Origin of the sequence: Pseudomonas sp. 18.1.10 (assembly GCF_024655625.1) — a bacterium.
GTDB lineage: Bacteria > Pseudomonadota > Gammaproteobacteria > Pseudomonadales > Pseudomonadaceae > Aquipseudomonas.
The window spans coordinates 22419-44739 of record NZ_JANLGL010000003.1; the positions used below are offsets into that span (position 1 = coordinate 22419).

Consider the following 22321-nt stretch of genomic DNA (forward strand, 5'->3'; position numbering starts at 1 on the left):
ACGGTCAAAATGTGGGAGCTGGCTTGCCTGCGAAGGCGGTGTGTCAGGCACCCTCTCTATCAGCCATGCCGCCGCCTTCGCAGCCTCGCCAGGGCTCGACAGCTCCCACAGGTTGCACGGTGAACACGGTCAAAATGTGGGAGCTGGCTTGCCTGCGATAGCATCGCCTGGGTCTGCCTGGTGCACCGAGGTGTCTGCATCGCAGGCAAGCCAGCTCCCACAAAAGCCAGCTCCCACAGGGGCCTGGTTCCACAGTTGAATTGGGGGGGGTCTTAGAGTTGGAAGCGATACCCCACACCATACAACGACTCAATCGGCGTCTCCCCCGGGCACACCTGCTCCAGCTTGCGCCGCAGGTTGCGGATATGGCTGTCCACCGTGCGGTCGGTGACTACGCGGTGGTCGGAGTAGAGCTTGTCCAGCAACTGGTCACGGGAGAACACCCGCCCCGGCGCGCGGGCGAAGGTGTTGAGCAGGCGCAGTTCCAGCGGCGTCAGGTCCAGGGCTACACCGTCGAGGGTTGCCTGGTATTGCGCTTCGTCGATCACCAGCCGTGGCGCGGCGCTGGTCAGCAGTTGCGGGCCACGGCGCAGGATCGCCTTGACCCTGGCCACCACTTCCCGTGGGCTGAAGGGCTTGCAGATGTAGTCGTCGGCCCCCAGTTCCAGGCCGAGCAGGCGGTCCACTTCTTCGACGCGGGCGGTAATCATGATGATCGGTACCGCGCTGAACCCCCGCAGGTCCTGGCACAGCTGGATGCCGTCACGGCCGGGCAGCATCAGGTCGAGGAGGATCAGTTTCGGCGCGTGGGCGCGGACGGCGGGCACCACTTGCAGGCCGTTGTCCAGGCACTGCGTGGTGTAGCCGGCGGCGTTCAGGTAGTCCTGCATCAGGGCGGCGAGTTTGGGTTCGTCTTCGACGATCAGGATGTCCATGGTCTAGACGCTCCGGGGCAGGCGCAGGGTCAGCCACAGGCCGCCCAGGGGCGAGTGCTCGGCGCTGAGGCTGCCGCCGTGGGCGAGGGCGATGCTGCGACAGATCGCCAACCCCAACCCGGCGCCGCCGCTTTCACGGTTGCGTGAGGATTCACCCCGGTAGAAGCGCTCGAACAGACGCGGCAGCTGGCTGGCCGAAACGCCGGGGCCCGAGTCCATGAATTCGATGCGCAGCTCATCGCGCTCCACAGCGGCGCTGATACGCACCACGCCCCCCGGGTCGGTGTAGCGCACGGCGTTCTCCAGCAGGTTGGAGAACAACTGCTGCAACCGATCGGCGTCTGCCACCAGCTCCAACGGCTGGGCCGGCAGCGCCAGTTCCACCCTCAGTTCGCGCGCGTTGAGCCGCTCCTGAAAGATCGCCACGCTGTGTTCCAGCAACCCGTTCAGCCCGCACGGCGCCTTGCGATAGGTCAGGGCGCCGACGTCCGCCAGCGACAACTCATACAGGTCATCCACCAACTTGCTGAGCATGCTGACTTCACCTTGCAGCGATTTCATCGCGTGCTGGTCCAGGCTGCGCACGCCGTCTTCAATCGCCTCCAGCTCACCCCGCAGCACCGACAGCGGCGTACGCAACTCGTGGGAGACATCGGCCATGAACTCGCGGCGCATCTGTTCGTTGCGCTCCAGGGTGTAGGCCAGCTGGTTGAAGTCGCGGGCCAACTGGCCGACTTCATCGTTGGAGGCCACGGCCACGCGGCTGCTGTAGTCGCCGCTGGCCAGGCGGTGGGTGGCGGCGGCCACGCGCTTGACCGGCTCCAGCAACGTGCGGGCGATCCACCAGGCAATCAGCATCGCCATCAGCAGCGAGAACAGGCCCATCACCAGGCTGGTACGAAATTGGTATTGCTGGAAACGCTCGCCGCCGGCCTCGGTCACGCTCTGGAACGGCGTCACGGCGAGCCAGCCGACGGTTTCACCGGCCACCACAATCGGCAGGGCCAGGGCGTCGTCGCCGATGGCGGGGTAGCCGGTCACGCGTTTTTTGTCTTGATCCAGCAGGGCGATGCGGAATAGGGCGCCGGTCAGGTCGGAGATCTGCGGTGTCTTCAAGTCGCGCACCGCCTGCTTTTCACCCGGCTCGGGGCGCATCACTTCAAACCAGCGGTCCGGCTGGTTGCGAAAGTACTCCCAACCGCCCTCACGCTCATAGGCGGCCGCCAGGCGCGGCACCACCGGGGCCATGCGCTCCAGCGCCTGCTCATTGATATAGCCGAGAAAGCCACGACCAAAACTCCAACTGGTGGCCACGCCCATGCTGAGGATGACCAGCAGCACACCGGCCAGCACCGCGATAAATAACTTGGTGGAAATACTCAGCTTCATGCACACAGGGCCGTGGTTGAAAAGACACCCACCCATTTAGGCCCCCAGGCGCGAAAGATTCAACCCGGGCGGGCAATCTTCAATTTTCCTGCACATTTGCCTCGCAGCATAAGGGTAAGGCTTGCGCCACCCCGTCTTGCAGAGGCAGATATGAGCACCAAATTCTTCGCCAAATACCTGGTCACCGCCGCCGTTGTCCTTGCCCTGATTATTCTCGCCGTGCTCGGCGGCTGTTCGGCCGGCGACAAGGCGCCGCAGGCCGACACGCCCGAGGTCACGGTGCTTACCGTACAACCGAAAACCCAGGTGCTGACCACGGAACTGGCCGGGCGCACCCAGGCCTTTATGGTCGCCGAGATTCGCCCGCAGGTCGGCGGCATCGTGCAGCAACGCCTGTTTGTCGAAGGTGCCGAGGTCAAGGCCGGGCAAGCGCTGTATCAGCTGGATGCCGCGCCCTACAAGGCGGCGCTGGCCCAGGCCGAGGCCACGTTGAGCAAGGCGCGCGCCACCCTCAAGTCGGCACAGACCACCGCCACACGCAACGCGCAGCTGGTGAAGATCGACGCCATCAGCCAGCAAACCCACGAAGACTCCCAAGCCACGCTGCTGACCGCCACCGCCGACGTGCAAGTGGCCGAGGCCGACGTGGCCACCGCGCGCATCAACCTCGGCTACACGCGCATCAGCTCGCCGGTGGGTGGGCGCATCGAAACCTCCACCGTGACCCCCGGCGCCTTGGTCGTGGCCAACCAGGACACCGCCCTCACCACCGTGCAGCAACTCGACCCGCTGTACGTCGATGTCGTGCAATCCACCACCGAACTGCTCGGCCTCAAGCGCGACCTGGCCAGTGGCGTGTTGCAGGCCAACGCCAACGGCGAAGCGCGCATCAGCCTCAAGCTGGATGATGGCAGCACCTATAACCACGAAGGCCGCCTGACCTTCAGCGGCGTCAGCGTCAACCAGAGCACCGGCACTGTGACCTTGCGTGCGCTGTTCGCCAACCCCGAGCACTTGCTGTTGCCGGGCATGTACGTGCGCGGCGTACTGGAGCAGGCCCGTGACGAACAGGCGATCCTGATCCCGCAACGGGCCGTGAGCCGCAGCGCCAGCGGCGTGACCTCGGTGTTGTTGGTGGTGGAGGGTAAGGTCGAGCAACGCATGCTGACGGTCGACCGTGCCGTGGGCAATCAATGGTGGGTGACGGCCGGGCTGCAGGCCGGTGACCAGGTGATCGTCGAAGGTGGGCAAAAAGTCCGCGTCGGCGCCGTGGTGCAAACCAAGACCGCCGCTGCCGGCGCACTGGCGCAGGAGGGTTGAGCATGGCGCGGTTTTTTATTGATCGACCGATTTTTGCCTGGGTCATTGCCATCGTGATTATGCTCGGCGGCGCGCTGTCCATCAGCCAGTTGCCGCTGGAGCAGTACCCGGACATCGCGCCGCCGACGGTGCGCATCTCCGCGACCTACACCGGCGCGTCGGCCAAGACCGTCGAAGACTCGGTGACCCAAGTCATCGAGCAGGCCCTCACCGGCCTCGACAACCTGACCTATATGTCGTCCTCCAGCAGCTCGGCGGGCAGTGCCAGCATCAACCTGACCTTTGGCGCCGGCACCAACCCGGACGTGGCGCAAATGCAGGTGCAGAACAAGCTGCAACAGGCCGAGTCGCGCTTGCCGCAGTCGGTGCAGAGCGAAGGCCTGACGGTGACCAAGGGCGGCTCGGACTTCCTCATGATCGCCGCGCTGGCCTCGGACAATCCCAGTGTCACCGGCACACAGATCGGTGACTACATCTCCAGCACCTTGCTCGACTCCATCAGCCGCCTCGACGGCGTGGGCGAGGTGCAAACCCTCGGCTCGGGCTACGCCATGCGCATCTGGCTGGACCCGGCGCTGCTGGAAAAATACGCGCTGATGCCGTCCGACGTGAGCAGCGCCCTTGAAGCGCAGAACACCGAAGTCTCGGCCGGCCAGCTTGGTGCATTACCGGCGGTGAAAGGCCAGCAACTCAACGCCACCATCACCGCGCGCAGCAAGCTGCAAACCGCCGAAGAGTTTCGCAAGGTGGTGGTCAAGTCCAGCAGCGACGGCGCGCTGGTGCTGCTGGGCGATGTGGCCACGGTCGAGCTGGGCAGCGAGAGCTATGACATCACCTCGGCGCTCAACGGCAAGCCCGCGGCCGCCATGGGCGTGCAGCTGGCGGCCGGTGCCAATGCGCTGAGCGTGGGCGAGGCGGTCAAGGCCAAGCTGGCGGAACTGGAACCGTTCTACCCCAGCGAAATGCAGCTGAAAAACGTGATCGCCTACGACACCACGCCGTTCGTGAGCCTGTCCATCGAGGAGGTGGTCAAGTCCCTCGGCGAGGCCATCGTGCTGGTGGTGCTGATTATGTTCCTGTTCCTGCAGAACTTTCGCGCCACGCTGATCCCCGCGATTACCGTGCCGGTGGTGTTGCTCGGCACGTTTGGCGTGCTTGCCCTGTTTGGCTACTCGATCAACACCCTGACCATGTTCGCCATGGTGTTGGCCATCGGCCTGTTGGTGGACGATGCGATTGTGGTGGTGGAAAACGTCGAGCGGGTGATGAGCGAAGAAGGGCTGTCGCCCCTGGAGGCCACGCGCAAGTCGATGGCGGAGATCACCAGCGCCCTGGTGGGCATCGCGTTGGTGCTGAGCGCGGTGTTTATCCCCATGGCGTTTTTTGGCGGCTCGACGGGGATTATCTACCGGCAGTTTTCCGTGACCATCGTCTCGGCCATGGTCCTTTCGGTGCTGGTGGCGATGACCCTGACCCCGGCGTTGTGCGCCACGCTGCTCAAACCCAGCCATGCCCAGGGTGGTTTCTTTGGTTGGTTCAATCGCAGCTTCGAACGCAGTTCCCTTGCCTATGAACGCCTGGTCGACGGCGTGTTGCAACGCGGGCGCCGCAGCCTGTTGATCTATGGGCTGGTGGCGGCGGCGATGGCCGCCGGGTACGCGAGCCTGCCCACCTCGTTTCTACCGGATGAAGACCAGGGCACCCTGATGGCGCAGATCCGATTACCGGTGGGCGCCACTGACAGCCGCACCCAGGCGGTGATGACGCAGTTCGAGGACTACCTGCTCAAGCAGCCGGAAGTCGACGCGATGATCAGCATCACCGGGCTGGGCATTGGCGGCAACAGCCAGAACACCGCGCGTGCGTTTATCCGCCTCAAGGACTGGAGCGAGCGCTCGGCCAGCGGCCAGGACGCGGCTTCGATTGCCCAGCGGGCGACGCTGGCGTTGCAAAGCATCGGCGATGCCGACGTGTTTGTCATGCAACCCCCGGCGGTGCGTGGCCTGGGCCAGAGTTCGGGGTTCGATTTGCAACTCAAGGACCTCGCTGGCCTCGGCCACGATGCGTTGGTGGCGGCCCGCGAGCAATTTATCCAACTGGCCAAGCAGGACCCGCGCTTGCTCGGCGTGCGCGCCAACGGCCTGGACGATGCGCCGCAGCTCAAGGTGAGCATCGACGACCGCAAGGCCGGGGCCTTGAGCCTGAGCACCAGCGATATCAACACCACCTTGTCCACGGCGTTGGGCGGCAGCTATGTGAATGACTTCCTCAACCAGGGCCGGGTGAAGAAGGTGTATGTGCAGGGCGCCGCCGAATCGCGCATGCAGGCGGCGGACCTGAGCCATTGGTTCGTGCGCAACAGCCTGGGGGAGATGGTGCCGTTTTCGTCCTTCGCCAGCAGTGCGTGGAGCTACGGCTCGCCGCTGCTGGAACGCTACAACGGCAGTGCGTCCCTGGAAGTGGTGGGCGACCCGGCACCAGGCGTGAGCTCCGGCGCGGCGATGGACGCGGTGGAAGCCATCGTCAAGCAACTGCCGGCCGGCATTGGTTATGAGTGGACGGGGCAGTCTTACCAGCTGCGCCTGTCCGGCGCGCAGGCGCCGTTGCTGTACGCGGTCTCGGTGCTGTTTGTATTCCTGTGCCTGGCGGCGTTGTACGAGAGTTGGTCGGTGCCGTTTTCGGTGATCCTGGTGGTGCCGCTGGGGGTGGTCGGCGCGGTGCTGGCGACCAAAGTCAGCGGCCTGAGCAATGACGTGTACTTCCAGGTCGGGCTGCTGACCACGGTGGGGTTGGCGGCGAAGAACGCGATTCTGATCGTCGAGTTCGCCAAGCACCTGCAAGAGCAGGGCGCAAGCCTGCGCGAGGCGACCTTGATCGCCGTGCGCCAACGCCTGCGGCCGATCCTGATGACGTCGCTGGCGTTTATGTTCGGCGTGCTGCCCCTGGCCCTGAGCAGCGGCGCGGGTTCCGCCGGGCGGCAGGCCATCGGCACGGGCGTGCTGGGCGGCATGTTCAGCGCCACGCTGCTGGGGATCTTTTTTGTCCCGCTGTTCTTCGTGATGATCCGCCGCCGTTTCGGTCGCGTGTCGACTCCCTCTGCCCCTAAAGGTGACGCATGATTAAGTGTTACTGGCCCCTGCTGGCCGTCCTGGCGCTGAGTGGTTGCGTCAATCTGGCGCCGACCTATGAGCGGCCCGAAGCCCCCATCCCCGTCCAGTGGCAAGCCGGCGTCAACGGTGATGTCGCGGCGGATATCCAATGGCAGCAGTTCTTTACCGACAGCCGTCTGGCCCAATTACAGACCCTGGCCCTGGCGAATAACCGTGACCTGCGCCTGGCCAGCCTGAATATCGAAAAGGCCCAGGCCCAATACCGCATCCAGCGTGCGGCGGCGTTGCCGAGCATCGATGCGGGCGTCAGCGGCACCCACAGCCGTACGCCGGGGTCGCTGTCGAGCAGCGGCGTGGCGTCTACTAGCCATGACTACAGCGCGCAATTGGGGTTGAGCAGTTATGAAGTGGATGTGTTCGGGCGCGTGCAGAATCTCCAGGATGAAGCCTTGCAAGCCTATCTGGCGCTGACCGAAACCCGGCGCAGCACGCAGATCAGCCTGGTCGCCGAAGTGGCGACCGCGTGGTTGACCCTGGCCGCCGATAACGAGCGCTTGCAGCTCGCCCAGGACACCTTGACCAGCCAGCAGGCTACTTATGAACTGACCCAGCGCAGCCACGCCCTCGGCGGTTCCGCCGCACTGGCGGTGGCCCAGGCGCAAACCACTGTGGAGTCGGCGCGCGGCGACGTGGCGGAGTATCAGAGCCAGATCCTGCAAGACCGCAATGCGTTGCGCCTGCTGGTGGGCAGCGACATCCCCGACGCGCTGCTGCCGGGCACCCGGTTGGAGTCTGCTGCTGCGTTGGTACAAGTGCCGGCTGAATTGCCATCGAGCCTGTTGCAGCGCCGGCCGGATGTGTTGGCGGCGGAACACAGCCTGCAATCGGCGAATATCGACATTGGTGCGGCGCGGGCGGCGTTCTTTCCCACCATCAGCCTGACGGCCAATGCGGGTTCTGCCAGCTCGGCCCTGGCCGGGTTGTTCAAGGCCGGCAGTGGCGCATGGACGTTTGCGCCGAGCATCAGCCTGCCGATCTTCGATGCCGGCAGTAACCGCGCCACACTGGATGCGGCCAAGGTCGAGAAGGAAATCCAGGTGCAGACCTATCAACAAACCCTGCAAACCGCGTTCAAGGAAGTCGCCGACGCGCTGGCCGTGCGCAGCACCCTTGACCAGCGCCTGGCCGCGCAGCAGGCGTTTACCGAGGCCAGCCAGAAAAGTTTCGAGCTGTCCGATGCACTCTATCGCGCCGGTTCGCAAAGCTATCTTGAGGCCCTGGACTCGCAGCGCTCGCTGTACAGCGCCGAACAGGACCTGATTACCTTGCGCCTGGCTGAACAGAGCAATCGGGTGACGTTGTACAAGGTCATGGGGGGAGGGTGGCAGTAAGCCTGCGTTGATCCCCTGTCGAAATGCCACTAGGATCATGCCCCTTTCAAGGGAATGAGACGATGCTGAAAAACGTGCAAAGGGCTGGCGCGCTGTTCGCGGCGAGCCTGGAACTGACCGGTTGTATCCATTGTGCCTCGGTCGTCAAGCCGTGAGGGATCACACTATGCTGCGCAGGTTGTTCACCCATGCCTTGGCGCTGAGCGCCGTGTTCGCGAGTTCCGGCGCCTGGGCGTGGCACAGCGAGGGCGACAAGATCATCATGACCTTGCAGGAGCGCCAGTACTGCCGTACTTGGGAGGCTGATGGCATTGCCGCCATGTGGGGGCGGCAGGAAAACACCGAGCCGCCTTTCGAGGAGGACGGCAAGTATGAAGTCCCCGATGGCCGCAAAAGTGTGCGTGCGGTGTTCTTGCGCCAGGTCCAGGACTACCCGATTGAAAGCACCAAGGAAGCACGCATGGCGGTCATTGCGAAATACGGCAAGCAGATGGAGATGCGCTGCTTCGGCGCCATTACCTCCAAGCCCTCAACCAAAGTGCCCTGATTACGGCCACGGCGTGGGCGCCGGTTTGGGCTGCTGCTTGAAGTAGCCCGTGCGCAGGTAGCGCGCCAGGCGCCAGATACCGTAGGCCACCGCCGCAACCAGCACGCCGCCGATGATGTAACCGATCGCCAGGCCTTGCTCGTAAGAGGTCAAGTAGCCCCGGCGCCACAGGCGTACGGCGTCGGCAATCGTCCTTGGGGTTTGAATCCACATCATGATGGACAGGAGATATATCGGGAGCGAGGCCACAAGACGTAGCCAGTAAGCGGTCTTGCTCATCTGGTGTTTCTTCCTTGGGGTGTGTAACCGAGCGCGGCATATTATAGCTTTTCTGATACCAAGTTTACCCCGGCGAAGCTGGCGTAATGATGGCTACGCGGCGTATAAAGTTCGCCAATCGCCATCGAGAACAGCCCATGAACGTCACTATTGCCAGTACCCCCAGCGCAACAACGACACCCGCTGCGAGCAGTGCCAGTACTGCTGACACCACGGCGACTGACACCACGACCACCGAGGCATCCAGCACCACCGCGAGTGCCGGCACCGACAGCAAAAAAGCCGGCGGCGCAGGCGCAGGCTCAGCAACCACTTCGACCTCGGAAGAGTCCGATACCGTCAAGGCCTTGAAAAAACAGATCGAAGAACTGCAAAAGCAACTGCAAGAACAGCAGCAAGCGGTGCAGAAAGCCCAGTCCAGCAAGCAGAGCGATGAGGCCAAGTTGGCAGCGGTGGCAGCGGCGCAATCCCAGGTGAGTGCCACCTCAGCGGCCTTGCAGACCGCCACGGCGGCGTTGTTGCAGGCGGTCACTGCCGAGGGCGGGGACACCTCGGGCACGCTGGTCAGCACCACGGCCTGACGCCACGCTTCACTTCGCCACGGCAGCCATCAGCAGCTTGCGAATCTCCCCGGTAATCGCACTTTTGGTGCCTTGCTCCAGAATCCCCACCCGCCGTACCGCCAGGTCGCCCGGCAGCGGCAGTACGCGCAGGCTGGGGTCTTTGTGCCAGTCAAAGTTCTTCAGCAACGGCACGATCGCCACCCCGACTTGCTGGCGCACCAGATCGGCGATGCCGATGATCGAGTTCAGCTCGAGGATTTCCAGCGGCTCCACCGACTCACTCTTGATGATCGACTGCACCTTGCGGCCCACGGCGGTGGAGCGGTCATAACGAATGAACGGCTGGGTGCGCAGCAACTCCATCGCGTCGTTGATCCCTGCGGTCTGCGTGGCATTGGCAAGCATGACGATGGGTTCGTTGTACAGCAGGGTCCAACTCAAACCGTCGAAGTTTTGCCGCGCCGTCTCGATCAGCAAGGCCGCGTCGAGCTTGGCGGCGTGGACCAGGTTGACCACTTCGTCGGAACGCGCGGTCATCAGGTTCACCGAGATGCGCGGGTGCAGCTTTTTCAGTTGCACCAGGCAATTGGCCAGCAGGCCCATGCCCGAGGTGATCCCGCCAATCGACACTTCACCCTCCATGGCCTCGCCATCGGGCGCTTCGGCGATCATCTGCTCGTAATCCGCCAGCAGGCGCTTGGCCTTGGGCAGCAACAGCACGCCATCGCGGCTGAGCTTGATCTGCCGCTGGCTGCGGTCGAACAGCGGGCGGCGCATTTCCTCTTCGAGCGCGCGCATTTGCTGGCCGACGGCCGCGTTGGTGAGGGCCACGCGGTCGGCGGCAGCGGCAAAGCTGCCGTACTCGGCGACGGCGATAAAGGTCTTGAAGAAGCGAATGCTGCTCATGGGAGGGCCCGTGGTCGTGGGTGTGGCTGCATCGTAAAGGTTTTGTTTACTCAGGCTAAAGTTTAATTAGTTTTTCTTTTTATAGCGCCCGGCCAATACTCAAATCCGAACTGACTCGGCGAATTGACCCCCATGAGCAACCCAGATACCAGCCCTGAAGACGCAGCCGTGCGCGCTGCCAAGAACGTCTACCACCTCGGCGCGACCACGGTGTATTCCCACACCCAGGACAGCCGTTTTGCCTACACCCTCTACGTGCCCGAAACCATCGAAGACGCGACCCGGCCCATCGACCTGGTGGTGTCGCTGCACGGCTCGACCCGCGCCATGGAGATCTACCGCAATGGCTTCGCGGAGTTTGGCCGCTGGAACGATTGTGTGATCCTGTCGCCCCTGTTCCCGGTCGGTGTGCTGGGGGATGGCAATGGCGATGGCTACAAGCAGATGGTCGAGGGCGATATCCGCTACGACCAAATCCTGCTCGACATGATCGCCAACGTCGGCCAGCGTTACGGCCGCAGCTTCGATACGTTCGCGCTGTTCGGTTATTCCGGTGGCGGGCAATTCACCCATCGTTTCTGCTACCTGCACCCGGAAAAGCTCTGGGCCGCCTCCATCGGCGCGCCGGGCTCGGTGACCTTGCTGGATGCCGACCAGGACTGGTGGGTCGGCGTGCGCGACTTCGCTGCACGTTTTGGCAAACCGCTGAACCTGCCGGCCTTGCAGCAGTTGCCGGTGCATATGGTGGTCGGCGATGCGGACCTGGAAACCTGGGAAATCACTCACCGCGAAGGCGGCAAGCACTACATGGCCGGGGCCAACACGGCGGGGCGTACGCGCCCGGAACGCCTGGCCAGTTTGCAGGCCAGCTTCGAAGCCGCCGGTGTGCAGGTGCAGTTCGACCTGTTGCCCAACGTCGCGCACCAGGGCATCAAGGCCATGCCGGCGGCCCAGGACTTTTTCGCCAAGGTGTTGCGCCACAAGCGCAGCCTGGGCTGATTCACCGCTGCACGCTGCACTCAGAACAGACCGTATAACAATAACCAAGGATTCACTCATTCTGATGCCGGTCCTGCCTTGGCCCACGCCAACGACCGGAACATTTCTTCAAGGAGTCTTTCTCCCGTGAACAACTACGTAAAGACGGCACTGGCCGTCGCGCTATCGGCGTGCACATTGTCCATGGCCGTCGCCCAGGACAAGGTCATCAGCGTTGGCCTCAACGGTGATATCCGCAGCACCGACCCGGGCGTCAACCGCGACGACAATACCGACGCGGTGATGATGCACATCGTCGAAGGCCTGGTGGCGTACCGCGAAGACACCAGCATCGCGCCGATGCTCGCCCGTGCGGTCGACGTGTCGCCCGATGGCCTGCGCTACACCTTTACCCTGCGCGATGGCGTGCACTTCCAGAATGGCCAGGTGCTGACGGCCAAGGACGTGCAATGGACCTGGCAGCGTTACCTCGACCCCAAGACCCAGTGGCGTTGCCTGGCGGAATTCGACGGGCGCGGTGCGGCCAAGATCGTCGAGGTCGCCGCCGCCGACGCAAACACCGTGGTGTTCACCCTGGACCAGGCCAACGGCTTGTTCCTCGCTGCCATGGCCCGCCCGGACTGTGCCGGCAGCGGCATCCTGCACCCGGACTCCCTGGCCGCCGATGGCAGCTGGCGCGCACCGATTGGCACCGGGCCGTTCACCCTGGGCAAATGGCAGAAAGGCCAATATGTCGAACTGGACCGCTTCAAGGACTACAGCCCACGGGCCGAGGCCACGGCAGACGGCTACACCGGCAACAAGCAGGCGTTTGTCGACAAGGTGCGCTTTGAAGTGATCCCTGATTCCGCCTCGGCCAAGGCCGCGTTGTTGTCGGGTGGCGTGGACTTGCTACCGGATGTCACGGCGATGGACGCTGCGCAACTCAAGCAGGTGAAGAATCTGCAAGTGCAGGTCAGCCCGATCATGACCATCAGCGGCCTGCTGTTCCAGACCCGCGACCCGCTGCTCAAGGATGTGCGAATCCGCCGTGCAGTGGCGTTGTCCCTGGATTACGCGCAGATGGTCGCGGCGTTGTCCGACGGTTTGTCGGTGGTCAACAACTCGGTGATCCCCACCGCCAGCCCTTACTACGACGCCACCGCGCACCAGGGTTACACCTACAACCTCGACGAGGCGCGGCGCCTGTTGAAAGAGGCCGGTTACCGCGGCGAAAAAATCCGCATGCTGGTCAACAAGCGTTACCCGCAGATGTTTGACCTAGGCCTGCTCAGCCAAGCCATGGTCCAGGCCGCCGGCTTGAACATCGAGATGGAAACCCTGGAGTGGGGCACCCAGTTGGAGCGCTACCAGACCGGCAGTTACCAGATGATGGCGTTCTCTTACTCGGGGCGTTTCGATGCCGCGCAAAGCTACGAATCGGTGATCGGCGATAAGGGCAAGGAACCGCGCAAAGTCTGGGACAACCCCGAGGCCCTGGCGATCCTGCGTGAGGCCCAGCGCGAAGTCGACCCTGCCAAGCGCCGGCCGCTGTTCGACCAACTGCACACGCTGATGCTCAAGGACGTACCGATGGTGGTCGTCTACAACGGCACCGCCATCGGCGCCATGGGCAAGCGTGTCGAAGGTTATCGTTCCTGGCCTGTAGCCAAGCCGCGCCTGTGGGGCGTGAAGCTGGCCGACACTTCCAAGTAAGGCGTAGCGCTATGTTTCGATTCATCTCACACAGGCTCGGCATGGCGGTGCCGACCCTGTTGCTGATCTCGGTGATTGTGTTTGCCTTGATCCGCCTGATCCCCGGCGACCCGGCCTTGCTGATGCTCGGCGACATGGCCGACCCGCAAAGCCTGGCCGACATGCGCAGCAGCCTGGGGCTGGACCACTCGGTGGTGACCCAGTACCTGATCTGGATCAAGTCGGTGCTCAGCGGCGACCTCGGCGTGTCCATCAGCAGCCGCCAGCCGGTCCTGGATTTGCTGGTGGAGCGCTTCAGCGTCAGCGCCACGGTGGTGTTGGTGGCGGTGTTGCTGGCGACTTTGCTCGCGGTGCCGGTGGGCTTGCTCGCGGCCTGGAAGCAAAACAGCGCGATGGACCTGGGCCTGGTGGCGACGGCGACGCTGTTGCTGTCGGTGCCGAGCTTCTGGTTGGGCCTGTTGCTGCTGTACGTGTTCGGCATTCAACTGGGCTGGTTGCCGGTGATTGGTTATGTCGGCTTTGGCACTGATCCGATGAAGGCGCTGACCTATGTGGTGCTGCCGATTGTCACCCTGACCCTGGTGGAGTTCGGCGCCATTGCGCGCATGGCACGAGCCAGCACCATTGAAGTGCTGCGCCTGGAATACATCGCCCATGCCCGGGCCAAGGGTTTGTCGGAGGGCGCGGTGCTGTGGAAACACGCCTTGCGCAACGCCTTCGCCCCGACCTGGACCCTGATCGGCCTGATCCTCGGCAACCTGCTCGGCGGCATTGCGGTGCTGGAAACCGTGTTCACCTTGCCCGGCATCGGCCGGTTGATGGTCGACGCGATTTTCTCCCGCGACTACCCGGTGTTGCAGGGTTGCCTGCTGCTGATTACCTGCATCTATGTGTTGGTCAACCTGTTGGTGGACCTGCTGTATCCGCTGTTCGATCCAAGGGTGAAGCTATGAACCTGAAGACGCCTGCCTTGCCTGGCATAACGGCAATCGCGCCGCGCCGACGTCGGCGCTACCCACCGCTGAACGCCCTGATTGGCGGCGGCTTGCTCGCAGCCCTGGTGTTATTGGCCTTGCTCGGTGTGGTGTGGACGCCCTACGACCCGCTCAAGCTCGACCTGCTCTCGCGCCTGCACGCACCAGATGCCGCGCACTGGCTGGGCACCGATGAATTTGGCCGGGATGTGTTCAGCCGCTTGATTATCGGTGCGCGCACCAGCCTGTGGATCAGCCTGCTGTCGGTGAGTGTGGCGGTGGTTTGCGGCACGCTGATCGGCATGCTCGCTGGCTACCTGCGCGGCTGGACCGACCGCATCCTGATGATGCTCAACGATGCGTTGCTCGCATTCCCCGGCATCCTGATGGCCCTGGGCATCATGGCGATTGTCGGGGCCAGCCAGTACGGCATCGTGCTCGCCCTCGGCATTGCCTACACGCCGTCGGTGGTGCGGGTGGTGCGCGGCAGTGTGCTGTCATTGCGTGAGCTGGAGTTTATCGAGGCATCGCGGGTGATCGGCAACTCCGAGTTGTACACCATGTTCCGCCACATCACGCCCAACTGCCTGGCGCCGCTGTGTGTGCTGGCCACCAGCATGTTCGGCTGGGCGTTGCTGTCGGAGAGCGCGCTGAGCTTCCTCGGCCTGGGCGTACCACCACCGGCCGCGACCTGGGGCAGCATGCTCTCGGCGAGCCGCACCTATATTTCGAACGCGCCGTGGCTGGGGATCTTCCCGGGCATCTTTATCAGCCTGACGTTGCTGGCGATCAATCTGTTCGGCGATGCCTTGCGCGATCGTCTCGACCCGCGCATGAGGAAATGAGCATGAGCGTACCCGTGCCTTTGTTGGCCGTTGAAAATCTACAGATTCGCGTCGGTGTCGACGGCCCGCTGGCCGTCGATGATTTCAGCTTTACCCTGGCCCCCGGCGAAATCGTCGCCCTGGTGGGCGAGTCCGGCAGCGGCAAGACCATGGCCGCCCGTGCCGCCATTGGCTTGCTGCCCGCGCCAATGCAAGTGTGCGGCGGGCGCATCACCTTCCAGGGCGAGCCGCTGGACAGCAACAACGCCAAGGCCATGCGGGAAGTGCGCGGCGCGCGGATCGGCATGGTGTTCCAGGAACCGATGGTCTCCCTCAACCCGGCGCTGACCATTGGCCGGCAGATGAGCGAGGCGCTCAAGCTGCACACCGCGCTGGATGCAGCGACGATCCGCGAGCGCTGCATCGCCATGCTGCAACGCATCGGCATCAAGGACGCGGAAAAGTGCCTGGCGTCTTACCCGCACCAGTTTTCCGGCGGCATGCGCCAACGCATCATGCTCGCCTCGGTGATGCTGCTGCGCCCGGCGCTGCTGATCGCCGACGAGCCGACCACGGCGCTGGACTGCCTGGCGCAGCTGGACGTGATCGAGCTGATGTTGGAGCTGACCCGCGAGCAAGGCACGGCGATTCTGTTTATCAGCCACGACCTGTCGCTGGTGGCGCGTTATGCCCACAAAGTGGTGGTGATGCGCGCGGGCAAGGCGGTGGAGCAGGGGCGCATCGAAGATATCCTCTTTGCGCCCAAGGCCGAATACACCCGCCAGTTGCTCGAAGCGTTGCCCCGGCGCGGCGAGTTGGTGCCCTTGCCGGCGGCGGAAGCGGCGTTGTTGCAGGTGCGCGATGTATGTATCGAACATCCGGGCCCGCGCAGTTTCTGGGGGCGCAGCGTGCCTAAACGCGTGGTGCATTCGGTGAACCTGAGCATCGCCCCAGGGGAAACCCTGGCGCTGGTCGGTGGCAGCGGCTCGGGCAAGACCACCCTCGGGCGTGCCGTGGTCGGCTTGGTCAACCCATGCGCCGGGGCGATCCTGTTCCAGGGCGTGGATATCCTCAAGGCCGCCAACCGCGTGCATCGCCTGCAATGCCAGATGATTTTCCAGGACCCGTACTCGTCCCTCGACCCGCGCATGACCGTCGGCCAGATCCTCGCCGAACCACTGCGCCATGAGCCGGCCCTGAGCGCCGCGCAAAAGCGGCAGCGCGTCACCGACACCCTGGTGGATGTGGGCCTGCCCGAGCAGTTTCGCGAGCGCTTCGCCCACCAGCTCTCGGGCGGCCAACGCCAGCGTGTGGCAATCGGTCGGGCGCTGGTGCGGCGGCCCAAGCTGGTGATCGCCGACGAGCCGATTTCCGCGTTGGACATGACCATCCAGAAGCAGATCCTCGAACTGTTCGAGCGCCTGCAACGCCAATACGGCTTCGCCTGCCTGTTTATCTCCCACGACCTCTCGGCGGTGGAACGCATCGCCCACCGGGTGGCGGTGATGAACCAGGGCGAGGTGGTCGAGATGGGCCCGCGCGACAGCATCTTCGACAGCCCGCAACACCCGTACACCCGCCGCTTGCTGGCGGCGGCAAGCCCCTTGGAGAAACGTGCGGATGGCAGTTATCGCCTGCGCGCCAGTGTGATTTAGGTACGGCTGCACCCCAGGCCATGTGTTGCACCTCATCCCTCGTCGGTCGCTGATTGACGAGGCGGGCGAAGCCATGGCCGAAGAAAACAAAAACAACCCCACTCAACCTGTCTGCCAGGAACCTGCACATGAATAACCGCATCACTAAAGTCGTCACCGGGGCCAGCGTCATGGGCGCCGGTTTCATGCCCTTGCTGGCCCACGCCGACTTCGTCGCCGACAGCAAGGCCGCGCTGGAATTGAAGAACTATTACTTCAACCGCGATTACCGCGAAGACAGCGGGCAGAACAAGCGTGCCGAATGGGCGCAGGGTTTTATCCTCAACGTCGAATCGGGGTTTACCGAAGGCACGGTGGGGTTTGGCCTGGACGCGGTCGGCATGCTGGGCGTGAAGCTCGATTCCAGCCCGGACAACTCCGGCACCGGCCTGCTTGCACGCTCCAGCGTGGCCGAACCGGGTTCACCGAGTTACGCCCGGCGTGCCCACGACAACTACTCGAAACTGGGGATCACCGGCAAGGCGCGCCTGGCCAAAAGCGAGCTGCGCGTGGGCTACATGGTGCCCGACCTGCCAACCCTGCAACCCAACCTCAGCCGCCTGTTCCCGCAGAGTTTCAGTGGCACGGCCGTCACGTCCAAGGACATCGACAACCTGACCCTGAGCGCCGGCCAACTGGACCAGGTCAAGCAGCGCGACTCCACGCACTACGAAGACATGGGCCTCACCAGCCAGTACGGCGCCTACAAAAGCAGCGCGAAAAGCGATGAATTCCGCTACGCCGGCGGCGAGTACAAGCTCACCCCGAACACCGCGCTGACCTATCACTACGCACAGCTGGAAAGCCTCTACCAACAGCACTACCTGGGGGTGAAAAACAGCTTCAAGTGGGGCCCCGGCACCTTCAAGACCGACATTCGCTACTTCAACGCCAGCGAAGACGCCGCCGCCCTGGCCGGCAAGGTGGACAACCGTGCGCTGAGTACCCGCATCGGTTACAGCCTGTACGGCCACAACCTCAGCGGCGGTTATCAGGCGCAGTACGGCTCAACCCCGTTCACCTACGTGGACGGCACCAACACCTACCTGTTCACCGAGTACCAACTGGCCAACTTCTCCCAGACCGGCGAGCGCGTGTGGCATGCCCGCTACGACTATGACTTCGCCTCGTTGGGCCTGCCGGGCCTGCTGTTCTCCACGCGGTATGCCAAGGGCGACAACGCCAAGGTCATCGGCTTCAACGGCGAAGGGCGTGAGTGGGAGCGTGACTTGAGCCTGGGCTATGTGGTGCAGAGCGGCACGTTCAAGGATGTGTCGCTGCGTTGGCAGAACGCCAGCGCCACCAGCAACTTCGCCCGTGACACCAACGAAAACCGGCTGATCCTGGGTTACACCGTGGCGCTCTGGTAGCCGTCATGGCGTGCAACAGGGTCAGCCTGTTGCACGCCCAAGCAGTGCACATTAAGGGATAGATCAAATGACAAGTTTGCCGTTGCGCCGGGCACTGCCTAGCCAACAACGTGTATCGGCGCGGGGCGTCAGTGACTTCATCGAAGCGGTGAACGCGGCGGGCCTGGAGTTGCACAGTTTTATGCTCTACCGCGACGGCGCGGTGGTGGCCGAGGCGTTTTGGGCGCCGTATCGCGCCGAGCGCCTGCATGTCCAGCATTCGGCGACCAAGAGCTGGGTGGCCATGGCCGTCGGGTTGTTGGTGGATGACGGCGTGCTGTCGCTGGACGCCAAGGTGGTGGACTTTTTTCCCGGCGATTGTCCGGCCGTCATCAGCGCCAACCTCGCGGCCATGACCGTGCGCGATCTGCTGACCATGCGCACCGGGCACCGCCAAGGCATTTCCGGTGGCGCCTGGCGCGGGCGCAGTGACAGTTGGGTCAGGTTGTTCCTCAATGAACCGGTGGAAGATCGGCCAGGGGAAAGGTTCATCTACAGCAGTGCGTCGAGTTTCATGCTCTCGGCCATCGTCAGTGTGGTCAGCGGCCAGACGGCATTTGCGCTGTGCAACGCGCGTATTTTCCAACCTATGGGCATGGGCCCGATTGAGTGGGACCTCGCCCCTGGCGGCTTCAACACCGGTGGCAATGGGTTGAGTTGCAGCACCGAAGATTTGCTCAAGTTTGGCGTGCTGCATTTGCAGCAAGGCCAATGGGACGGGCAGCCATTGCTGTCCCGCGAATGGGTAGCTGAAGCCACCCGTGGCCACGTCGATGATGTGTGGATGGGCGCCTTCGATGGCAAGCGCTACCTGGGCCGCGATGAATCCAGCGACGCCGCCGTCACCCGCCGCGAAGGCTACGGCTACCAGTGGTGGATGACCTTGCACGGCGGTTATTACGCCTCCGGTGTGTTCGGCCAACAGTGCATCGTCTTGCCCCGGCATAACGCCGTGATTGCGTTTACTGCAGGCTTGCCCCTGGGCGAGCGGCGCTTGCACAGCCTGCTCTGGGAACACCTGCTGCCCGCGCTGGGCGTGCCCACCGATGGCGCGGCGGATGCCGAGTTGGCGCGCCTGTTGGCCAACCAGCGGCGGCCGGCCCTGACGGGGGCGTCGCGTTCGCCACGTCAGGCGGAGTTCAGCGGCACGTTCGTGATGCAGGCCAATGAAGACCAGGTCAGCCAGGTGCGCCTGGCGTTCGGCCCTGACTATTGCGATTTCTACCTCACCGATCCCCGTGGCACCCATTGCATCCGCGCCGGGCTGGTGGACGCCATCGAAAGCCAGACCGGCATGACCGGCCACTACCTGCACCACCAATACCAACCGGACATCACCCCGGTGGTGGCACAGGCGCGCTGGCGTGAAGACGGCGTGCTGAACATGACCTGGCAGTTTGTCGAGACGGCGTTTTGTGACCAGGTCACGTGCCGTGTCGAAGGCGGCACCTTGTGGGTGGACCGCAGCGTCAACGTTAACGCCGGCCCGTTGCAGCGCCCGACGCTGATCGGCCATCAGACCACCGTTTTGCAGGAGCACCTATGACCACTATTTCCAACCCGGCCTTCTGGGCGCCGTTCACCCCGATGCGTCAGTTCCAGCAACAACCGATGATGTTCGCCAGTGCCGATGGCATGCACTACACCACCACCGATGGGCGCCGTGTGCTGGACGCGATGGCCGGGCTGTGGTGCGTGAATGCCGGGCATGGCCAGCCGAAGATCGTCGAAGCGATTCGCGAAGCGGCGGGGCGCCTGGACTTTGTCTCGTCCTTCAAGATGAGCCACCCGCAAGCCCTGGAGATGGCCGAGCGGTTGATCGAGATCAGCCCGGCGGGCATGGAACAGGTGTTCTTCACCAACTCGGGTTCCGAGGCGGTGGACACCGCGTTGAAGATCGCCCGGGCCTATCACCAGGCGCGGGGCGATTGCCGCCGGACCAAGCTGATCGGGCGGGCCAAGGGTTATCACGGCATGGGGTTCGGTGGGCTGTCGGTGTCCGGCATTGGTCGGCAGAAACGCGACTTTGGCCCGCTGCTGGGGGAGGTGTCGCACCTGCCGCTGCCGTACGACGCGAGCATGCGTTTCAGCGCCGGCCAGCCTGAGCACGGCGCCAGTTATGCCGATGCGCTGACGCAACTACTCGACATCCAGGACCCCAGCACCGTCGCCGCCGTGATCGTCGAGCCAGTGACCGGCTCCGGTGGCGTGTACCCGCCGCCCCAGGGCTATTTGCAGCGCCTGCGGGAGATCTGCACGCGCCACGGTGTGCTGCTGATTTTCGACGAAGTCATTACCGGCTTTGGCCGCGTCGGCGATAGCTTTGCTGCGCAAGCCTTTGGCGTGACGCCGGACTTGATAACCACCGCCAAGGGCTTGACCAATGGCGCCGTGCCCATGGGCGGCGTGTTGGTCAGCGCAGCGGTGTATGAGGCGTTCATGGCGGGCCCCGCCAACGTGATCGAGCTGATGCACGGCTACACCTATTCGGCGCACCCGCTGGCGTGTGCGGCCGGGTTGGCAACCATCGAGGTGCATCGCGAGCTGGGCATCAATCAACACGTCAACGCCGTCAGCGGGCTGTGGCAGTCGGCTGCGCTGGCCTTGCGCGACGTTGGCCCGGTGCTGGACGTGCGCACCCTCGGCCTGCTCTGCGCCGTCGAACTGGAACCGCGCCCCGGTGCGGCCGGCGCGCGGGGCAGTGAGGTTGCACAATGGTGCTTCGACCACGGCGTGCTGGTGCGTGGCTCGGGCGACACCATCGTAATTTCGCCACCGCTGGTCATCAGCCCGCAGGAGATCGCCCAGGTGTTCGACACCTTGGCGGGCGCCTTGGGTCATGTTGCGTGAAGGGAGTTCATGGCATGTCGGATCTGTTTGAGTTCTACCTCGACGGTGCTTGGGTAAAACCCCACGGCAGCAGCATCGAAGCGGTGGTGAACCCGTCCACCGAACAGGTGATTGGCCGCGTGATGCTCGGCGATGGCGAGGATGTGAATCGCGCCGTCAGTGCCGCCAGGCGAGCCTTCCCTGAGTTCGCAGCGACCTCGTTGCAGACGCGCATCGACCTGCTGCAAGCCATCATCGAAGCCTACAAGCGTCACAGCGAAGCGTTGATCGAAGCGGTGCACCTGGAGATGGGCGCGCCGCTGTCCCTGGCCCGCAGCGCCCATGTGCCGGCAGGCCTTGGCCATCTGGTGCAGGCGCTGGATGTGTTGCGCGACTACCGCTTCGAGCGGCGCCTGGGCAACACACTGGTGGTGCGCGAGCCGATTGGCGTGTGCGCGCTGATTACGCCGTGGAACTGGCCCCTCAACCAACTCACCTGCAAGCTGGCGCCCGCGCTGGCGGTGGGTTGCACGGTGGTGCTCAAACCCAGCGAGCGTGCGCCGCTGTCTGCGCAGATCATCGCGCAAGTGCTGCACGAGGCCGGGGTGCCGAAGGGGGTGTTCAACCTGGTGCATGGCGACGGCCCTGGTGTGGGCGCGGCGCTGGCGAGCCACGCTGATGTGGACATGGTGTCCTTCACCGGCTCCACACGCGCCGGCGTCGCAGTGGCCAAGGCGGCGGCGGATACAGTGAAGCGCGTGTCCCAGGAATTGGGCGGCAAGTCGGCGAATATCCTCCTCGACGATGCGTTCCTGCCAAGTGCCGTACGCCACGCGGTGTTGGGCTGTATGCGCAACAGCGGCCAGTCGTGCAACGCGCCGACGCGCCTGCTGGTGCCGCGCCAGCAGCAAGGGGCGGTGATCGAGATTGCCCAGGAAGTGCTGGCCCAGGTGTGTCATGACGACAGCAACCCGCTCACGGCCGTCGGCCCGGTGGCGAACGTCATGCAGTTCGAGCGGGTCCAGGCGATGATCGCTGAGGCCATCGCCGAAGGGTCGCGGTTGGTCGCCGGCGGGTTGGGCCGGCCCCAAGGGATCGAGCGCGGGTACTACGTGAAACCGACGGTATTTGCCGACGTCACGCCGGCCATGTTGGTCGCACGTGAGGAAATCTTCGGCCCGGTGCTGGCGATCATGCCGTACGACAGCGAAGCCGAAGCGATTGCCATCGCCAATGACAGCCCGTATGGCTTATCGGGCTATGTCACCTCGTTGAGCCTGGAACGCAGCCGCGCGGTGGCGCGCCAATTGCGCACCGGCATGGTCCACCTCAACGGCGCACGGGCCGACCAGGCTGCGCCGTTTGGCGGTTATAAGCAGTCGGGCAATGGCCGTGAATGGGGCGAGGTGGGGTTTGACGAGTACCTGGAGAGCAAGTCGCTGTTTGGGTACTAGCGA

General features: G+C 64.0%; 18 protein-coding genes. 14 read left to right on the plus strand and 4 right to left on the minus strand.

Going from position 1 to position 22321, the window contains the following annotated elements; all coding sequences use genetic code 11:
• Positions 1 to 272 precede the first annotated feature (272 nt).
• Positions 273 to 935 (minus strand): response regulator, encoded by a 663-nt coding sequence (locus NUV89_RS00860; RefSeq protein WP_257779938.1) that lies wholly within the window; start codon positions 933 to 935, stop codon positions 273 to 275.
• A gap of 3 nt (positions 936 to 938) precedes the next feature.
• Positions 939 to 2360, minus strand: a complete 1422-nt coding sequence (gene baeS, locus NUV89_RS00865; RefSeq protein ID WP_374684452.1) for a sensor histidine kinase efflux regulator BaeS — start codon at positions 2358 to 2360, stop codon at positions 939 to 941.
• Between the two features lie 114 nt (positions 2361 to 2474).
• Between baeS and NUV89_RS00870 the strand changes: the two genes are divergently transcribed.
• The 4 genes from NUV89_RS00870 to NUV89_RS00885 all read left to right on the plus strand — a co-directional run bounded on the left by NUV89_RS00870 (position 2475) and on the right by NUV89_RS00885 (position 8692).
• Positions 2475 to 3644 (plus strand): efflux RND transporter periplasmic adaptor subunit, encoded by a 1170-nt coding sequence (locus NUV89_RS00870; RefSeq protein ID WP_257779940.1) that lies wholly within the window; start codon positions 2475 to 2477, stop codon positions 3642 to 3644.
• Positions 3645 to 3646: 2 nt separating this feature from the next.
• Positions 3647 to 6763 carry an efflux RND transporter permease subunit gene (locus NUV89_RS00875; protein WP_257779941.1) on the plus strand — a complete coding sequence of 1039 codons (3117 nt, stop codon included), beginning with the start codon at positions 3647 to 3649 and terminating at the stop codon, positions 6761 to 6763.
• Positions 6760 to 8145, plus strand: coding sequence for an efflux transporter outer membrane subunit (locus NUV89_RS00880; RefSeq protein WP_257779942.1), 1386 nt, complete (start codon positions 6760 to 6762; stop codon positions 8143 to 8145). The genes NUV89_RS00875 and NUV89_RS00880 overlap by 4 nt, the downstream gene beginning before the upstream one ends.
• 166 nt (positions 8146 to 8311) lie before the next feature.
• Entirely contained in the window at positions 8312 to 8692 is a 381-nt protein-coding gene (locus NUV89_RS00885) for a hypothetical protein (protein WP_257779943.1), read from the plus strand.
• On the opposite strand, the gene NUV89_RS00890 is transcribed toward NUV89_RS00885, so the two are convergent.
• Complete coding sequence (locus tag NUV89_RS00890; RefSeq protein ID WP_257779944.1) at positions 8693 to 8908, minus strand: hypothetical protein; 216 nt, start codon at positions 8906 to 8908, stop codon at positions 8693 to 8695. It lies immediately after the preceding gene.
• Between the two features lie 200 nt (positions 8909 to 9108).
• Between NUV89_RS00890 and NUV89_RS00895 the strand changes: the two genes are divergently transcribed.
• On the plus strand, positions 9109 to 9552 hold the full coding sequence (locus NUV89_RS00895; RefSeq protein WP_257779945.1) for a hypothetical protein: 444 nt from the start codon (positions 9109 to 9111) through the stop codon (positions 9550 to 9552).
• A gap of 9 nt (positions 9553 to 9561) precedes the next feature.
• Here the strand turns inward: NUV89_RS00895 and NUV89_RS00900 are convergent, their stop codons facing one another.
• Positions 9562 to 10440 (minus strand): LysR family transcriptional regulator, encoded by an 879-nt coding sequence (locus tag NUV89_RS00900; protein ID WP_257779946.1) that lies wholly within the window; start codon positions 10438 to 10440, stop codon positions 9562 to 9564.
• 132 nt (positions 10441 to 10572) lie between these two features.
• Between NUV89_RS00900 and NUV89_RS00905 the strand changes: the two genes are divergently transcribed.
• The 9 genes from NUV89_RS00905 (at position 10573) to NUV89_RS00945 (ending at position 22318) form a co-directional block, all read left to right on the plus strand.
• Positions 10573 to 11439 (plus strand): alpha/beta hydrolase, encoded by an 867-nt coding sequence (locus NUV89_RS00905; protein WP_257779947.1) that lies wholly within the window; start codon positions 10573 to 10575, stop codon positions 11437 to 11439.
• A 126-nt stretch (positions 11440 to 11565) separates the two neighbouring features.
• A complete protein-coding gene (locus NUV89_RS00910) occupies positions 11566 to 13134 on the plus strand; it encodes an ABC transporter substrate-binding protein (RefSeq protein WP_257779948.1) in 1569 nt (522 codons plus the stop codon).
• Positions 13135 to 13145: 11 nt separating this feature from the next.
• Positions 13146 to 14087, plus strand: coding sequence for an ABC transporter permease (locus tag NUV89_RS00915; protein ID WP_207042973.1), 942 nt, complete (start codon positions 13146 to 13148; stop codon positions 14085 to 14087).
• Entirely contained in the window at positions 14084 to 14953 is an 870-nt protein-coding gene (locus NUV89_RS00920; protein ID WP_257779949.1) for an ABC transporter permease, read from the plus strand. The genes NUV89_RS00915 and NUV89_RS00920 overlap by 4 nt, the downstream gene beginning before the upstream one ends.
• 2 nt (positions 14954 to 14955) lie before the next feature.
• Positions 14956 to 16587: an ABC transporter ATP-binding protein gene (locus NUV89_RS00925; protein ID WP_257779950.1), complete on the plus strand. Its 1632-nt coding sequence runs from the start codon at positions 14956 to 14958 to the stop codon at positions 16585 to 16587.
• Between the two features lie 128 nt (positions 16588 to 16715).
• Positions 16716 to 17996, plus strand: a complete 1281-nt coding sequence (locus NUV89_RS00930; RefSeq protein WP_257779951.1) for an OprD family porin — start codon at positions 16716 to 16718, stop codon at positions 17994 to 17996.
• A 67-nt stretch (positions 17997 to 18063) separates the two neighbouring features.
• The gene (locus NUV89_RS00935) at positions 18064 to 19581 is read left to right on the plus strand and encodes a serine hydrolase (protein ID WP_257779952.1); all 1518 of its coding nucleotides are present in this window, start codon (positions 18064 to 18066) and stop codon (positions 19579 to 19581) included.
• Complete coding sequence (locus NUV89_RS00940) at positions 19578 to 20885, plus strand: aminotransferase class III-fold pyridoxal phosphate-dependent enzyme (protein WP_257779953.1); 1308 nt, start codon at positions 19578 to 19580, stop codon at positions 20883 to 20885. Before NUV89_RS00935 ends, NUV89_RS00940 begins: the two co-directional genes overlap by 4 nt.
• A gap of 14 nt (positions 20886 to 20899) precedes the next feature.
• Positions 20900 to 22318 (plus strand): aldehyde dehydrogenase family protein, encoded by a 1419-nt coding sequence (locus NUV89_RS00945; protein WP_257779954.1) that lies wholly within the window; start codon positions 20900 to 20902, stop codon positions 22316 to 22318.
• Positions 22319 to 22321 lie beyond the last annotated feature (3 nt).

Coding starts and splice junctions, on each gene's coding strand:
- NUV89_RS00860 (WP_257779938.1), bottom strand. CDS start 935: ATGGACATCCTGATCGTCGAAGACGAACCCAAACTCGCCGCCCTGATG.
- baeS (WP_374684452.1), bottom strand. CDS start 2,360: ATGGGTGGGTGTCTTTTCAACCACGGCCCTGTGTGCATGAAGCTGAGT.
- NUV89_RS00870 (WP_257779940.1), top strand. CDS start 2,475: ATGAGCACCAAATTCTTCGCCAAATACCTGGTCACCGCCGCCGTTGTC.
- NUV89_RS00875 (WP_257779941.1), top strand. CDS start 3,647: ATGGCGCGGTTTTTTATTGATCGACCGATTTTTGCCTGGGTCATTGCC.
- NUV89_RS00880 (WP_257779942.1), top strand. CDS start 6,760: ATGATTAAGTGTTACTGGCCCCTGCTGGCCGTCCTGGCGCTGAGTGGT.
- NUV89_RS00885 (WP_257779943.1), top strand. CDS start 8,312: ATGCTGCGCAGGTTGTTCACCCATGCCTTGGCGCTGAGCGCCGTGTTC.
- NUV89_RS00890 (WP_257779944.1), bottom strand. CDS start 8,908: ATGATGTGGATTCAAACCCCAAGGACGATTGCCGACGCCGTACGCCTG.
- NUV89_RS00895 (WP_257779945.1), top strand. CDS start 9,109: ATGAACGTCACTATTGCCAGTACCCCCAGCGCAACAACGACACCCGCT.
- NUV89_RS00900 (WP_257779946.1), bottom strand. CDS start 10,440: ATGAGCAGCATTCGCTTCTTCAAGACCTTTATCGCCGTCGCCGAGTAC.
- NUV89_RS00905 (WP_257779947.1), top strand. CDS start 10,573: ATGAGCAACCCAGATACCAGCCCTGAAGACGCAGCCGTGCGCGCTGCC.
- NUV89_RS00915 (WP_207042973.1), top strand. CDS start 13,146: ATGTTTCGATTCATCTCACACAGGCTCGGCATGGCGGTGCCGACCCTG.
- NUV89_RS00920 (WP_257779949.1), top strand. CDS start 14,084: ATGAACCTGAAGACGCCTGCCTTGCCTGGCATAACGGCAATCGCGCCG.
- NUV89_RS00925 (WP_257779950.1), top strand. CDS start 14,956: ATGAGCGTACCCGTGCCTTTGTTGGCCGTTGAAAATCTACAGATTCGC.
- NUV89_RS00930 (WP_257779951.1), top strand. CDS start 16,716: ATGAATAACCGCATCACTAAAGTCGTCACCGGGGCCAGCGTCATGGGC.
- NUV89_RS00935 (WP_257779952.1), top strand. CDS start 18,064: ATGACAAGTTTGCCGTTGCGCCGGGCACTGCCTAGCCAACAACGTGTA.
- NUV89_RS00940 (WP_257779953.1), top strand. CDS start 19,578: ATGACCACTATTTCCAACCCGGCCTTCTGGGCGCCGTTCACCCCGATG.
- NUV89_RS00945 (WP_257779954.1), top strand. CDS start 20,900: ATGTCGGATCTGTTTGAGTTCTACCTCGACGGTGCTTGGGTAAAACCC.